The following is a 14,574-nucleotide window of genomic DNA, read 5'->3' as shown; positions in this document are numbered from 1 at the left end:
GTGCCCGACGTACCACCCGTACGAGGCGCGCCCCACACGTCGCACGCCGTGCGCCGGGCAGGGGGTGCGTCACGCGGCGGGCAGGACTTTCCAGGAGCCGGTGCCGGTACCGCGGTCGGTGTAGGGGCTGGTGGTCACGTCGTACTTGGCGCCCTGCTGGGAAGAGCGGCCGTTGGTGTCGAGGTAGGTGCCGCTGCTGTACTGGTTGATGAGGTAGACGACGTCACCGCTGGTGACACGGGTGCCGTTCGTCTTGCCGGTGGTGGAGACGACCTTCCAGACCGACGTCGCCGGGCCGCGGCTGCTGGGGGTCTGGTTGGTGCTGACGTTGTAGGTGGCGTCGGGTTGGGAGGAGCGGCCGTTGGTATCGAGGTAGCCGCCGTCACCTCCGTACTGGTTCTGCAACAGGATGTTGCTGCCGTAGATCAGGTCAGCGCGGGCAGCCTCGGTGCCGGCGGCCGTGGCCGGGGCGGCGAGCGAGGCATCCGCGAAGCCGCCGACCGCCAGACCGCGGTCCTCCGCCAACACCGCGAACCCGAAGAGGCGTTCATTGAGATCGCCGCCCAGGAGGAAATCCTCCAGACCCAGGCCCAGGCCCGGCAGCGCCGCACCCGGCCCGGCGGCGCCCTCGAAGACGGCATCCGGGCCGCCCTGTGGCGGGCCCGTGCCGAGAGGGCCGGGACAGCGGCCTGCGAGAACGCCGCGAGCTCGGCCATCAGCCGCTCGACGGTGCAGCGGGCCACGACCGCCCCCTTGCGCCGCAGGGCGCGGGTGATCCGGCGGGCCCCATAGGTCCCGCCGGGCTCGGCGTGGATCTCTTCGATCAGGGGCATGAGCTGCTCGTCACGGAGCTGGCGTGCCGGCTTCGGCCGCTTCTTGCGTGCGTAATACGCGGACTCCGACAGGTCCAGCTCCCGGCATACGGGCCCGACCCCGAGGCCGCTCTCGCGCAGGTGGTTGATCACCTGGTCGGCCTCGTCCGGGGACGGTCGAGCTCCTGGGCAAAAAAGACACTCGCGGCTTTGAGGATCTCGTTCGCCCGCTTCAACTCCACTTTTCCCTTGCGGAGTTGCTTGAGCTCGTCCCGTTCGGCGGTGGTGAGCCGGCCGTCCCGCTCACCGTGGTCGGCCTCGGCCTGGCGGACCCAGCCGACGGCGCGCTGGCCTACCTGGCCGCCTACGACGTCCACCGCGTGCCGGTCTTCGGCCGCTGCGAGCCGAAGACCGGCATCGTGCCCTTCATGAACTCGGTCACCCAGGTCATGACCACCGAGCCCTACGCCAGCGCCAGACGCTTCTTCTGGATCGTCGACAACGGCTCCTCCCACCGCGACAAGAAGACCATCGACCGCCTGACCACCGCGTTCCCGAACGCTGTCATGGTCCATACGCCCGTACACGCCTCCTGGACGAACCAGATCGAGATCTTCTTCTCCATCGTCCAGCGCAAGGTCATCTCACCCAACGACTTCACCGACCTGAACCAGGTCCGGGACCGGCTCCGCGCATTCGAAAGCCGCTACAACGCCACGCCACAGCCGTTCCAATGGAAGTTCACCACCTGCGACCTGGACGATCTGTGGGCCAGACTCGACCGGCACACCACCGATCACCAGGAAGAATCCTCCGCCCGACTCGCAGCGTGATCAACCCCCGAAGGACTTCCGGAGCCGACCACTTAGGCCAGTGAGGTTAGTACTGTGGCGGCTAGGGCGGAGCGGGTAACCATGCCAGGGATTGAGGTGTGTTCCGAGCGGGCGTGGGCGCCCGAGCCGATCGCGCCGATGCCATCCAGGACTGGTGTCCCTGATGCCACGATGAAGTTTCCGTCGCTGGCTCCTCCGACGGATGTTTCGTTCAGGTCTTCTCCGAGCAGCGCTGCGCATCGGCGGGCCAGTTCGGCGTAGGCGGCGATCTGTTCGGTGCGCTCGAAGACGGGGCGGTTCCAGTTCCCGGTCACTTCCACGCGTGTTCCCGGGTCCGTTGGGCGGAGTGCGGCGAGTGCCTCGGTGACGCGTTTCTGCTCGGCCGCGGACGCGACCCGGACGTCGATGTGCGCGACGGCTCGTCCCGCGGTCACGTTGCTGCGGGTGCCGCCCTCTACCACGCCCACGTTGAGCGACGTGCCGGCGTCGGTGTCGCGCAGCCCGGCCAAGTGGAGGATCTGATGGGCCAGTTCGTCCACCGCGCTCGCCCCGGAGGTCGGATCGAGACCGGCATGGGCTTCCTGGCCCGTGACTGTGACCGTGAACAGCCCCACTCCCTTGCGGGCCGTCTTGATCGCGCCGTCGGCGGCTGCCTCGAAGACCATGGCGAGTCGGCTGTCGCGGGCCTCGCGGACGATGGCTTCGTGGGAGTGGAGGCTTCCGGTCTCCTCGTCGCCGTTCAGCATGAGGGTGCAGGGCGGCCGGGGCAGGCCCAGCGCGTCGAGTGCGCGCAGTGCCCATACCGCTTGTATGAGACCGGCCTTCATGTCGAAGACGCCCGGCCCGCTGATGTGGTCGCCCTCCCGCCGGAAGGGCCAGTCGTCCAGGGTGCCGGTGGGCCAGACGGTGTCGTAGTGGCCGAGGAGGAGGATCGGCCGGGTGTCCTCGGCGGTCGCGTCCCGGGCCGGGTAGCGGCGGATGAGGATATCCCCGACGTCCGCGCGGGGAAGGATCTCCTCGGTGGCCGGTGTGTCCAGGCGCCGGTCGAGCCAGTCGCGCAACCAGGCGAGGCAGGCGTCGAGTTCGCGGGGGTCGTCGCTGGCGCTGCCCCGGGAGGTGTACGCGGCGAGATCGGTGACCATCTCCTCGCGGTGCTCGTTGAGCCACTCGCGTACGGCCTCCGCGTGTTCCGCTTCCGGGAGCCGGCCGGGTGTCGCGGGCTCGGTGAGGTGGTCCAGGACGTCCAGCCGCGATTCCGACATCCGGTGCGGGGCGTCCTCCAGTTCGAGGAGGCCGTCCATGACGGTCCGCAGAAGCGGGGTGGGCAATCCTTCGCGGGCCGCGTGGTCGAGGACGCTGGTGTAGTGCGTGGTGACTTCGACGGGCCGGTGGCGTACGGCGAGGTCGCGCCAGATGCCGCTCCGGTCCTTCGGCTGTGTCCGTAGCCATGCTGTGAGGCGGTCGAAGGCGGCGCCGCGTTCGGCGGGGTCGGCTTCCGACCGCAGCCGATGGGGATCGAAGGCGTCGAACGCCTCCAGGGTGATGCCGAGGCGGTCGGACACGGCGAAGATCTCGCTGGCCAAGGCGGTCATGGCGGACCGGTGTCGGTCGATGAGGTCGGCCATGGGGGCGTCGGCGAGTGCGGTGGCGGCGAGCATCGCGCCGAAGCCGGCCTTGGCCCACAGATGGCCGTCGACGTTGTCGCTGGCGATCGCCGGTCCCCAGCTCTGCAGGTCGGACACGAGGGAGCGGACGCGGTCGCTGACGGGGGCGCCGTCGGGCTCGCCGATGACGAGGGCGCCCGCGCCCCCGTCCAGGATGACGCCGGGCTCGATGACGTCGGCGAAGATGTTGACGAATGCGGCGACCGTCCGCTCGGCGCCCACGTACCGTGCGATGAGTTCCTCGTTGAAGCCGTTCTGGAGGGACACCACATGGCCATGTGCCGACAATCGGGGTGCGATCCATGCGGCCGCGGTCTCTGTGGCCTGGGCCTTCACCGCGAGCAGCACCTGATCGAAGGTTCCGTCGAACGCGTCCGGAGTGGTTGCGGTGACCGGCACGGAGGTGCGGGTGCCGTCGTGCGCGAGGACGAGTCCGCCGGCACGGATCGCCGCAACGTGCGCCAGATCGGTGTCGATGACGGTGACGGGGTGTCCGGCCCGCGCGAGGGCGAAGGCGAGCGTGCCACCGATCGCGCCCCCGCCGACGACGGTGTAGGGGGCCCGCTGTGGGGAGGGGGCGGTCATCGGGTGGGTCCTTCCGTTGCGGCGGCCGATATGGGGGGCAGGGCGGCGGCGCGGGTGTCGCCGGGCTGCCAGATGCGGGGCAGGTGCAGGGCGCCCGTACCGGACCCGCCGTCCACGCGCAGGATCTCCCCGGTGATCCAGGAGGCGTCGGGGCCTGCGATCCAGCACACGGCACGGGCGATGTCGTCCGGACGGCCGGGGCGGCCCAGCGGGTTGGCGCCGATGGCCTCGGCGTACTCGACGGACACGGGGTTGCAGTCGCTGGTGACCTGGACGAAGCCAGGGCTGACGGCGTTGACGCGGATACCGTGCCGGCCCAGTTCCAGGGCGGCGGCGCGGGTGGCCATCTCCAGAGCGGCCTTGGAACTCGCGTACGGGCCACCGCCGGGCCGGGATCGCAGTGCGGACCCGGAGGAGATGTTGACGACCGCTCCGGGCCGTCCGGCGTCCACGGCGAGCCGGGCGAACGCGGCGGTGGCGAGGACGGGGGCCCGGAGGTTGACCGCGAACAGCCGGTCCCAGGCGTGGGCGTCGACGTCGGCCATGTCCAGAGACGGGTAGACACCGGCGGCGTTGACCAGGACGTCGACCGGACCGTGCTCCTGCCAGACACTCTCGACGAGGGCGCGGGGGGCATCCGGGTCGGCCAAGTCCGTGGCGTGCGCCGCCATCCGGCCGCCGAGCCGTGACGCGGTCCGCTCCAGGGACTGTGGATCGCGGTCGGTCAGAGTGAGCCGTGCGCCCTGCCGGGCGAACTCCTCGGCGATCGCCTCGCCGATACCGCCCGCCGCGCCGGTGACGATCACGTGCGTCGTCATCAGACGAACTCCTTGTCCTTGGTCTCGGGCATCGTGAGGTAGACGCCGAGGGAGATCAGCGCTGCGGCGGAGACGTAGATCCACAACAGGTCGCTGTGGCCGCTCTCGTGAAGCCAGGTGGTGAGGTATGGTGCCGTGCCGCCGAAGACCGCGACCGCCAGGGCGTAGGGGAGGGCGATGCCAGTGGCGCGGACCTCCGCCGGGAACTGCTCGGCCATGATGACGGCGCAGTTGGCGGAGTACCCGAGGATCAGCAGCATCCCGGTGAGCTGCACGAGGAACAGGCTGAGGAAGCTGCCGTCGAGCAGGTGCAGCAGGGGCCAGGCCAGAACGACGAACCCGCCGGCGAAGCCCACCATGGTGGGCTTGCGGCCGATCCGGTCCGAGAGCAGGCCCACGAACGGCAGCGCGACGACGAAGACCACCAGGCACAGCGTCTGCGAGAGCAGGGCGGTCTTCAGTTCGATGCCGGTGGTCAGATTGGCGTACGTGGGCAGGTAGTTGACCCAGATGTAGTAGGTCAGGGTGCCCGCGATCGTGATGCCGACGACGCGGAGCGTCGCCCTGGGGTGCTCGGTGAACATGGCCTTGACAGGGTTGGTACGGGTCAGGCCAGAGCCCTGGGCCAGGGCGAAGGACTCGGTGTCCTCCACGGAGACCCGCAGCCACAGGCCGACCAAACCGAGGAGACCGCCGAAGATGAACGCCGCCCGCCAGCCCCAGGAGTGCACAGCCTCGTCGCTCAGCGCGGAGGTGGTGAGGGTGCCGAGCAGCGAGGCGATGAGGACGCCGCCCGCCACCGACACCTGCTGCCAGGAGCCGGCGAACGCACGCCTGCCCCGGGCCGCCGACTCCACGAGGAAAGCGGAGGAGGAACCGAACTCGCCGCCTGCGGAGAAACCCTGTATGAGGCGGGCGACGAGCAGGACGAGGGGAGAGAAGACACCGATGGCCTCGTAGTTCGGGGTGATGGCGATGACGAACCCGGCACCCGCCATCAGGGCGACAGTGAGCGTCATGCCCTTCTTGCGCCCGTGGCGGTCGGCGTAGGCGCCGAGCACGGCGGCGCCCACCGGACGCATTACGAACCCGACGGCGAACACGGCGAGCGTGGACAGCAGGGCCACCGCACCGTCGCCTTTCGGGAAGAACTCGTCGGCGATGACCTTGGCGAAGATGGAGTACAGGGCCCAGTCGACCCACTCGACGGTGTTGCCGATGGTGCCGGCGATGATGGCCTTGCGCTGGGCCCTGCTCAGTCTGCCGGGGGCGGGGGAGTCTCCCTGGGACAGCGGACCGGCGGGCGCGGAGGAACTCGTGTTCATGGTGTGTGCTCCGGGACTTCAGGGGCGGAACGAGACGTCGTTCGGCCGGTCAGCACGGCGCGGGCCGAGTCGGCGAGCTGGGCATGCGTGGCGAACCAGACGTCGGAGTGAGCGGTGATGTGGCCGAGGAGTTCGCGCAGCGCCACCAGGCGTGAGCGGTGGCCGATGACGTGCGGGTGCAGGGTGAGCTGGAAGACACCGCCGTCGCGGTACGCGGCGTCGAACTCGTCGGCCCAGATCTCCAGGACGTCGCGAGGGCGGCTGTGCGGGCGGACGGAGCCGTAGCGGTCCATCGTGAAGTAGGGGGCGTCGTCCCGGATCCAGTCCACGGGAATTTCGACCAGGCCGGTGGGACGGCCGTCGGCGACGATCTCGTACGGCTCGTCGTCGGCCATCAACGAGGAGTCGTAGACGAAACCGAGTTCGAGCATGATGTCGAGGGTGGAGTCCGAGAAGTCCCAGGACGGGGTGCGAATCCCCACAGGCCGCCGACCAGTCAGGGTTTCCAGGGTGCCCAGGGCACGGGCAGTCAGCTCCCTCTCGTCCTCCCGGCTCAGGAGCATGTTCCGCTCGTGGATCCAGCCATGGACGGCCAGCTCGTGCCCGCCGCGTGTGTACGCACGGGCCTCCTCGGGATGGAGCAGGGCGGAGACCGCCGGCATGAAGAACGTCGCGGGGATCCGGTGACGGTCGAGCAGGTCCAGGATGCGGGCCGCGCCGACCCGGGCCCCGTACTCGCCCTGGGCGAGCCGTCCGGGACTGGTCTCGCCGTCACGCAGCGGGATCGTCTCGTGGTCGGAGTCGAAGGACAGGGCGACCGCGACCCGGGCGCCGCCGGGCCAGCGGTCGGGGACCAGCCGCCGTCCAGCACGCACGGCGTCCACTTGGCCGCGCCAGGTCTGTTCGGGCCAGCGCCAGCTCTCCGCGGGCAGGCCGGAGTCGTCTGTGGGCATGGTGACTCCACGAGGGTTGGGGAGGGGATGGGGGAGAGAAGAAAGGAAGAAGGAGGTGTGCACCGGGGCGAGCCGGCACGGAGCCGCAGCCCGGGAGGGGTCAGAGGGAGCTGACCATCCGGTGCCAGGAGTACTTCATGGTGACGAGGTGCAGCGTCACGTCGGAGGCGATCAGGCCGGGGAGGCTGCCGATGACGTCGCTGGTGTAGCGGAAGAGGTCAGCACGGCGGGGCAGCACCATGTGTCCGACGAGGTTGAAGCGTCCGGTCGCCGCGCCCAGGAATTTGGTGCCCGGATGCCGGGCAAGTTGCCGTCCCGCCGCGTCGAGCCGGTCGGGCTCGATCGAGAGCCAGACCATGAACTCCGCGTCGTACCCGAGCAGTGACGGGTCGGCCAGCGTGCGGAACTGGAGCACGCCGCGAGCGATAAGCCGCTCCATGGCCCGTGCCACGGCGGACTCGGTGTGTCCGAGCCGCCGGGCCAGCACGCTGACCTGGGTGCGGCCGTCCTCCTTGAGCGCCGCGACGAGGTCCTGTTCCAGGGGGGTGAGAGCTTGTGGCGTCACATCCCAGTCGTCCCGGTCGCACGACAACGCCAGGGAGCCGGACCGCAGGTCGGCCCCCGCCTCGGCGGGCAACAGCCCGGTGTCCCACATCGACGCCGAAGTGAAGGCGCGGATGACGGGCACGGCTTCGGTGCTGGTGATGAGATCGGCCGCCGGCAGGTCGGTGAAGAGTATCCGCATCATCTCCTCGTTGTCGCGAGCGACGAAGTCGACGATCAGATCGGCGGCGCCGGTGACCACAGCCACGAAGCGAACGTCCGGACTTGAGGCGAGCCGGTCGGCGACGGCCAGCCCCTGGCCCGGCCTGGCCTGCACCCGGACGAGCATGGAGGAACCCTCGTGCGTCCGGTCCAGTTCCATGGTGCCGACGACCCGCAGCAGCCCCCGCTCGCGCAGCGAGCGGTACCGCCGTTGGACGGTCGTCTCACTGGCGTCCACCCAACGCGCCACCGCGCTCCACGGGGCACGACCGTTGAGCTGGAGCGCGGCGATGATGCGCTTGTCCAGCTCGTCGATGGCGCCCACGGGGGCTCGGTGCTTCATGGCACTGAAGGTAACGAGCACCCCAACCGCTGTCAATGAAGGAATCCTGCATCATCGCTGGTCAGAGCCGCCTTATCCGGTATCGGTGGCGTCACGGAGGGGTAAAGAGCCCAGCTCGGCCTGGCCCGAGCGGATGGCCGGAACGTGATGGATTACACCATGTATGTGTTCGAAAAAGTTCACACGACGTCCATGGTCGTTGGGTAGAGGCGGCAGCACTCTCCGCGAGAGCGGGTCGTCCGGCGAAGCGGCGGCGCCTGTTGCCGGCGCGGTTCAAGGTGTACTTCGTGTCGGCGATGTGTGCGCACGAGGGTTTCGGTTCTGAGACGAAGTGTCCTGAGGGGTATTCCGGCAGCGTGGGCGATCTCGGCCATCCGGGAGTGCTCAGCGATGGCACCCAGCGGCAGCAAGTCCTGCTCGTTCAGCTCGAACGCCGGGCGTCCCATAGGGGTCGGGGGCGGCTCGATCGGCTGATGGGCGAGAAGGGCGTGGACCAGGACCGGACACGAGCTGCGGGGGCGGTTGAGCCTCTGGCGCATTGCCCGGACGTACTTCCTCACGGTACGAACGTTCAGGTGTTCCTGTTTCGCGATTTCGTCGTGGGTGCGCCCTTGTACGAGGTGCGCGGCAATCTGTTTCTGCGCGCGGCCTCGCGCTCGCTGGACCAGTGCTTGCGGCCTTGCGGCGTCTCGCGTTTGAACGTCGCGTTGAAGGACTCGGCGAGCGCGTTGTCCGGGCTGGAGCCGATCGTGCTCATGCACTGGGACGCCGGCTCTGAGGCAGGCGTCGGCGAACGCCCGGCTCGTGTCGGCGTTCTCCGCCCCAAGCGGTGTGGGTGGCTCCGCCGGCACCTCCGCCCGGCGCCCCCGGGGCCGGCTTGCTCCGGCCGCCCGGACCCAGTTCCGCAGCGTCTCCGGGTTGACCCCCAGATCAGAGACGACCGAGCTGATCGTCGCTTCGGGCCGCGACTCGTACCGCGCGACCGCGTCCGCCTTGAACTCCGGCGGGTAGTGCTTCATGACCACAAGATGTCCGTTCTCAGATCCTCAAGATCCACGATCTCAAGTGTTCAAGATCCGGGGTGAAGGCCCCTCGGCACAGCGTGTACAGAACGAGGGGTTGTTGCCCGACATACACATGACGCCGGCCGAGGGGATGCGCGCCCATCTGGACCTCCAGGGCGGCGCACCGTTCGGCACGATGCTCCCGATCCGCTGGGCCACCTTCAATCTCGCCCCGCACCCGTGGGCCGAGCCGGGGGAGGGGACCATCGCCGCGGCCGAGGAAACGGGCGCCGCGATCGCCCTGCCGCGACCGGGTGAACCGTTCGAACCCATGTCGCGGAGCCTGCCCACCGATCCGTGGTGGCGTCCGGTGGCTCCGCAGCCGGTGGAGCGCCGGCCCGTGGACGCCGCGCGGATCACGGAGGTCGCAGAAGAGCCGATGGGAGTCGGCCACAGCACCAGGCCGCTTCTTCACAGGGGCGGTGTTCGGCCGGAGGCCGGGCTCTACGGCGTCCGGCGCGCGCGAGCGCACGGCGGAGGGTCGTCCTCGTACCGGACGTACGAGGACGACTCCGACAACACGGCGAGCGTGCGTGCGAGGCGTACAGCGGACGCCCGTTGAGGACACGACCTCTAGGCCGTTCGAGTGTCCGCCGACTGGAGGTTCCTGGGGAAGTAATCGGTCTTGTGTGCGAGACGTCATCCCGGAGTGGGAAGGATGGCGGGCAAGTTCGACAACTGCCCGCCACGCGCAGGGAACGGGCAACTACCGTGTGTGTCCGGTGAGCAACGGTGGGCTTCCATTGGTGGAGCCCGCCCGACCGTTGAACCGAGCCCGACCGAGCACCGTAGGGGGCCCACGCATGGACGCCGTTCCCCGGTGCCCCACGTACCGAGGACACTGATGTCTCAACTTCGCGCACCCGAGGCGCGACCGGAACGCCGCGAGGGCGGACGGCACGGCCGACCGGGCAGCCGTTCGCACGCGGCCTCCACGAGGGCACGTACCACCCAGCCGTCCCACGAGACGCGCATACGTCCCCGGATGGTGCGAGCCGCGGTGCTGCCGGCCGTCGTCGCAACGCTCAGTGGAGCCGTGGCGGTCGTCTGGACCGCCCGTTCTGTTGGAGCCCCGCCATCCGCCTCGCTGTGGATCGCCCTGGGCGGGACGGGCGCCCTGGCCCTCGCCGCCGTGACGGCCGCCTACTTCGCCGCCAACCGGGTCGCCACCACCGTCTTCGGCCGTTGCCTGGCGCTCCGCCGGGTCAGTGCACAGGGCCAGGCCGAGCTGCGGCGGATGATGGAACTCCTCCGCGAGGGCGAGTCCCTCCCCACACCGGGGGCCGCACGGCCCGTCGCGCCCGGAAGCGACGGCTTCGATCTCCTCGCGCAGGAGATCGGCCGCCAGCAGCAGGCCGCCGTCGCCGCCGTCGTGGAGGCGTCCCGGCTCACCGACCGCACGGGCGAGGAACAGAAGGTCGAGGTATTCGTCAACCTCGCCCGCAGGCTGCAGTCGCTGGTGCACCGCGAGATCCAACTGCTCGACGAACTGGAGCATCAGGTCGAGGACCCCGATCTGCTCAAGGGCCTCTTCCACGTCGACCACCTCGCCACCCGCATCCGCAGGCACGCGGAGAACCTCGCCGTTCTCGGCGGCGCCGTCTCGCGGCGGCAGTGGAGCAGCCCGGTCACCATGACGGAGGTGCTGCGCTCGGCGATCGCCGAGGTCGAGCAGTACCCGCGGGTCAAGCTGGTGCCGCCGATCGAGGGCACCCTGCGCGGGCACGCCGTGGCCGATGTGATCCACCTGCTGGCCGAACTGGTCGAGAACGCCACGGTCTTCTCCGCCCCGCACACCCAAGTGCTGCTGCGCGCCCAGCGGGTGACCGCCGGACTGGCGCTGGAGGTCGAGGACCGGGGCCTGGGCATGCCGGGCAACGAGCAGCGGCGGATGAACGCCCTGCTCGCCGACCCCGACCAGGTCGATGTGGCCCATCTCCTGCAGGACGGGCGGATCGGCCTGTACGTCGTCGCTTCACTGGCCCGTCGGCACGGCATCGCGGTACGGCTGCAGAGCAACATCTACGGGGGCACACAGGCCGTACTCGTCCTTCCCCGGACCCTGTTGGGCCTGGACGAGGACGCCCCGGCCGGCCCGGACGCCGCGCAGCCGACGGCCCCCGGCCACGTGCACCACCCAACGGCCGGAAACGGCACGGAGGTTCACCACCGGCCGACTCCTCACCCCGGCCCTGCCCCGCACGCTATCCCACCGCCGGCCCCGAGCCACCCCGGCGCGCGTCCGGTGGCCGGCCCGCCGCCGAGCATCGTCCCGCCTCGGACCCCGGACGTCGCTACCGCCCCCGGCCCCCGGCCGGGCACCCAGCGGCAGCCGTACGCCCCCGGCCGGGCGCCGGACCCGTCCGTGCGCGATGGACACCTCGGCCGTCCCGCCCCGGCCGGACCCCACTCCGGAGCGCGGTCGGCGGACGACGGTCCACCGGTGCCCGACGGCGAGCGACGTGAGCCCGGGGCCTCGGGCACCCCCGTGGACCGCCCCCGTCTCCCCAGGCGCAGCAACCAGGAACACCTGGTTCCCCAGCTCAGGCAGCCCCCGGCCCCGCGCACCGGAGACGGACAGATCCTGCACGACCCGGGTCTCATGGCGGCCTTCCGGCGCGGCATCGATCTCGCCGAGGCCCGGAGTGAATCGGAGGCCGGCACCGGCGTCCGCGGCCCGGACACGGGTACGGATCGGGGCCCCGAACCGGCGGCTCAGCCTCAAACCCCGGCGCGCCCGCTGCCGGTCCGGGTGCGGACGGCCTCGCCCGCCCAGAACCGCCGGGCCCCGGGTCAGGACGCCGGCCCGGCGGCGACTCCGGCAACCGCGCCCGCCGCCGACCCCCTCGAAGTGAACCCCCTCAAGGAGTAGATGCGTCATGGCGATCGATATGTCGACCGGTCAGGTCCCCGACCTCGACTGGTTGTTGAGCGGACTGGTGCAACGTGTGCCGTACACACGCAGCGCGGTCCTCCTCTCCGCCGACGGACTGGTGAAATCCCTGCACGGGATGGATGCCGACAGCGCCGACCACATGGCGGCGCTGGCCGCGGGGCTGTACTCGCTCGGCCGCAGTGCCGGTGCGCGCTTCGGCGACAACGGCGACGTGCGTCAGGTCGTGGTCGAGCTGGACTCGACCCTGCTGTTCGTCTCCACCGCCGGATCGGGCACCTGCCTCGCGGTCCTGGCCGGACGCGAGGCGGACGCCGCCGTGCTGGGCTACGAGATGACCATGCTGGTCAAGAGCGTACGGCCGTATCTGATGACCCCGGTCAGACAGGCCGCCGCGGCACCAGGCGCCACAGGACTGTGAGCGTGTCGCTCCCGCAGGACGGGCCGTTGCTGGACGACGCGGCCGGCCGGCTCATCCGCCCGTACACCGTGAGCAACGGCAGGACCCGCCCGACGGCCGTGCTCGACCTGCTGTCCCTGGTGATGGCCACCGGAGCCGAACCGCAGGCGGCGCTCGGTCCCGAACACGCCGTCGCGCTGGGACTGTGCGGCGGCCCCACCTCCGTGGCCGAGATCGCCGCCCATCTGCGGTTGCCCGCGGTCGTCACCAAAGTGCTCGTCTCCGACCTGGTGGACTGCGGGGCAGTCACCGCGCACCCACCCGCCTTCCATGACACGCCCACCGACCGATCCCTGCTGGAGGCAGTGCTCGATGGCTTACGACGACAGCTCTGACGGCTTCGGCAGCCCCGCCACGTACGAGAACGGCGTGAGCCACGAAGGGTACGTGCCGCCCCGGGGCCACGGCCTCCCCGAGGGCTTCGGAGACCACGGGCACCTCGACGGTCTCGCAGCGCACGGGGACTCCGGGGCCTACGGGACCCCGGAAACCCACGAGACCACCCATGGATTCCACGTGCGGCCCGGCTTGCCCGGAGGTTCCGGCCACCCGGAGGGATACGGCGGCCTCGGCCCGGGCCACGGTGCCGGCGGAGCCCTCGGCCACGGCACGGTCCCCGACTCGGGCACGGCCGCCGATTTCGGTGGCGCGTCCGGCTTCGGAGAAGTCCACGGCTCGGGCGGGTCGTATGCGTACGCCGGAACCTGTGCTTCGGGGGCACCTGATTCCAGGGGCGCCGGTGCCCCGGAAGGGGGCATCACCGCGCCCGCCGGCTCCGCCGACTTCCCCGTATCGACCGGCTCCGCCGGGCTCGGCGGACCCGTTGCCCCCGAGGGCTTCCCCGTCGCGCTCAAGGTACTGGTGGCGGGCGGGTTCGGAGTCGGCAAGACGACGTTCGTCGGCGCGGTCAGCGAGATCGCCCCACTGAGCACGGAGGAACTGCTGACCCAGGCGGGCGCCGCCACGGACAACCTCGACGGCGTCGAGTCCAAGACGTCCACCACCGTGGCCATGGACTTCGGCCGCATCACCCTCGACGAGCAGCACGTGCTCTACCTGTTCGGCACCCCCGGCCAGGAGCGCTTCTGGTTCATGTGGGACGAGCTCTCCCAGGGCGCGCTGGGAGCGGTCGTGCTCGCGGACACCCGACGGCTCACCGAGTGCTTCGCCGCCGTCGACTTCTTCGAACGGCGCGGTATCGGCTTCGTCGTCGCGGTGAACGAGTTCGACGGCGCCCACCGCTACCCTCCCGAGGAGGTGCGGGCCGCGCTCGACCTGGGGCCCGAGGTACCCGTCGTGCTGTGCGACGCCCGTATCGCCAGCTCCAGCACGAGGACGCTGGTCACCCTGGTCCAGCACCTCATCGACGTCAGCTCCGCCCCTGCTCCTCCGACGGCCTTCGGAGCCCGCGCGTGACGCGGCCCGTCCCCGAGCGACTGCTGCTCACGCCCGTGGACCGTGACGCCGTCATCAGGACCCATCGGTTGCGCACCCTGGGGCTCGGAGAGCGCGCCGACGCCTCGTTCGACAACTTCGACGCCTTCGCCGACAGGGTGGCCGAGGTCACCGACGTCCCCTATTCGATGGTCAACTTCCTCGACGGTGAACGGCAGTTCTTCGCCGGGCTGCACACACCGACCGGCACGCCCAGGAGGCCCGGTCCGGGCAGCGCCGCGGCGGGCAGCAGCCGGTCCGGCCGGTACGTTCCCCTGGACCGCGGCTATTGCCCGCATGTCGTCGTACGACGCAAGGCGCTCGTGCTGGAGGACGTCCGAGACTATCCGCGCTTCGCCGGAAACCCGGTCGTCGACGAGATAGGCATCCGCTCCTACCTAGGCGCCCCGCTCATCGACCGGACGGGCGTCGCCCTGGGAGCCGTCTGCGCGGTCGACACGGTGCCCCGCTCCTGGGGCAGAGCGGGGCTGGACACGATCAAGTCCCTGGCGCGGGAACTCGTCGGGCACATCGATCAGCGGGAGGGCGTCAGCACCGGAATCTGATTGGACGGAGCCGGTCCACTGAACCATGAACGGGCACCACGGCCGTGCTTCCGCGCCCC

At 70.5% G+C, this 14,574-nt stretch carries 14 protein-coding genes and 1 pseudogene; 7 read left to right on the top strand and 8 right to left on the bottom strand.

Annotation, left to right across the window (positions count from 1 at the left end; translation table 11 throughout):
- Positions 1–69 precede the first annotated feature (69 nt).
- Complete coding sequence (locus ACIHCL_RS29235; RefSeq protein WP_399866649.1) at positions 70–525, bottom strand: hypothetical protein; 456 nt, start codon at positions 523–525, stop codon at positions 70–72.
- Positions 426–965: an IS3 family transposase gene (locus ACIHCL_RS29230; RefSeq protein WP_399866504.1), complete on the bottom strand. Its 540-nt coding sequence runs from the start codon at positions 963–965 to the stop codon at positions 426–428. Before ACIHCL_RS29230 ends, ACIHCL_RS29235 begins: the two co-directional genes overlap by 100 nt.
- Before the next feature lie 104 nt (positions 966–1,069).
- On the opposite strand from ACIHCL_RS29230, the gene ACIHCL_RS29225 reads away from it, so the two are divergent.
- Positions 1,070–1,645, top strand: coding sequence for a transposase (locus ACIHCL_RS29225; RefSeq protein ID WP_399866502.1), 576 nt, complete (start codon positions 1,070–1,072; stop codon positions 1,643–1,645).
- 32 nt (positions 1,646–1,677) lie between these two features.
- On the opposite strand, the gene ACIHCL_RS29220 is transcribed toward ACIHCL_RS29225, so the two are convergent.
- The 6 genes from ACIHCL_RS29220 to ACIHCL_RS29195 all read right to left on the bottom strand — a co-directional run bounded on the left by ACIHCL_RS29220 (position 1,678) and on the right by ACIHCL_RS29195 (position 9,123).
- Complete coding sequence (locus ACIHCL_RS29220; protein WP_399866500.1) at positions 1,678–3,894, bottom strand: 2-dehydropantoate 2-reductase; 2,217 nt, start codon at positions 3,892–3,894, stop codon at positions 1,678–1,680.
- Positions 3,891–4,712 carry an SDR family NAD(P)-dependent oxidoreductase gene (locus ACIHCL_RS29215; protein ID WP_399866498.1) on the bottom strand — a complete coding sequence of 274 codons (822 nt, stop codon included), beginning with the start codon at positions 4,710–4,712 and terminating at the stop codon, positions 3,891–3,893. Before ACIHCL_RS29215 ends, ACIHCL_RS29220 begins: the two co-directional genes overlap by 4 nt.
- Entirely contained in the window at positions 4,712–6,037 is a 1,326-nt protein-coding gene (locus ACIHCL_RS29210; RefSeq protein ID WP_399866497.1) for an MFS transporter, read from the bottom strand. Before ACIHCL_RS29210 ends, ACIHCL_RS29215 begins: the two co-directional genes overlap by 1 nt.
- A complete protein-coding gene (locus tag ACIHCL_RS29205) occupies positions 6,034–6,990 on the bottom strand; it encodes a polysaccharide deacetylase (RefSeq protein ID WP_399866495.1) in 957 nt (318 codons plus the stop codon). Before ACIHCL_RS29205 ends, ACIHCL_RS29210 begins: the two co-directional genes overlap by 4 nt.
- Before the next feature lie 100 nt (positions 6,991–7,090).
- Positions 7,091–8,098: an Lrp/AsnC family transcriptional regulator gene (locus ACIHCL_RS29200; protein WP_399866493.1), complete on the bottom strand. Its 1,008-nt coding sequence runs from the start codon at positions 8,096–8,098 to the stop codon at positions 7,091–7,093.
- Positions 8,099–8,277: 179 nt separating this feature from the next.
- Positions 8,278–9,123 (bottom strand): transposase, encoded by an 846-nt coding sequence (locus ACIHCL_RS29195; protein ID WP_399866491.1) that lies wholly within the window; start codon positions 9,121–9,123, stop codon positions 8,278–8,280.
- A 100-nt stretch (positions 9,124–9,223) separates the two neighbouring features.
- Here ACIHCL_RS29195 and ACIHCL_RS29190 point away from each other — a divergent pair.
- The 6 genes and pseudogenes from ACIHCL_RS29190 to ACIHCL_RS29165 form a co-directional block, all read left to right on the top strand.
- Positions 9,224–9,493: pseudogene (locus ACIHCL_RS29190) on the top strand (MBL fold metallo-hydrolase); the annotation flags it as partial.
- Positions 9,494–10,006: 513 nt separating this feature from the next.
- Positions 10,007–12,034, top strand: coding sequence for an ATP-binding protein (locus ACIHCL_RS29185; RefSeq protein WP_399866490.1), 2,028 nt, complete (start codon positions 10,007–10,009; stop codon positions 12,032–12,034).
- Positions 12,035–12,041: 7 nt separating this feature from the next.
- Complete coding sequence (locus ACIHCL_RS29180; RefSeq protein ID WP_399866489.1) at positions 12,042–12,476, top strand: roadblock/LC7 domain-containing protein; 435 nt, start codon at positions 12,042–12,044, stop codon at positions 12,474–12,476.
- 2 nt (positions 12,477–12,478) lie between these two features.
- The gene (locus ACIHCL_RS29175) at positions 12,479–12,850 is read left to right on the top strand and encodes a DUF742 domain-containing protein (protein ID WP_399866487.1); all 372 of its coding nucleotides are present in this window, start codon (positions 12,479–12,481) and stop codon (positions 12,848–12,850) included.
- Between the two features lie 523 nt (positions 12,851–13,373).
- Positions 13,374–13,931: a GTP-binding protein gene (locus tag ACIHCL_RS29170; RefSeq protein WP_399866638.1), complete on the top strand. Its 558-nt coding sequence runs from the start codon at positions 13,374–13,376 to the stop codon at positions 13,929–13,931.
- A complete protein-coding gene (locus tag ACIHCL_RS29165) occupies positions 13,928–14,515 on the top strand; it encodes a GAF domain-containing protein (RefSeq protein WP_399866485.1) in 588 nt (195 codons plus the stop codon). The genes ACIHCL_RS29170 and ACIHCL_RS29165 overlap by 4 nt, the downstream gene beginning before the upstream one ends.
- Positions 14,516–14,574 lie beyond the last annotated feature (59 nt).

Origin of the sequence: Streptomyces sp. NPDC052042, from assembly GCF_044548345.1 — a bacterium.
Classification (GTDB): domain Bacteria; phylum Actinomycetota; class Actinomycetes; order Streptomycetales; family Streptomycetaceae; genus Streptomyces.
This window is presented reverse-complemented; position numbering and strand designations above follow the sequence as displayed.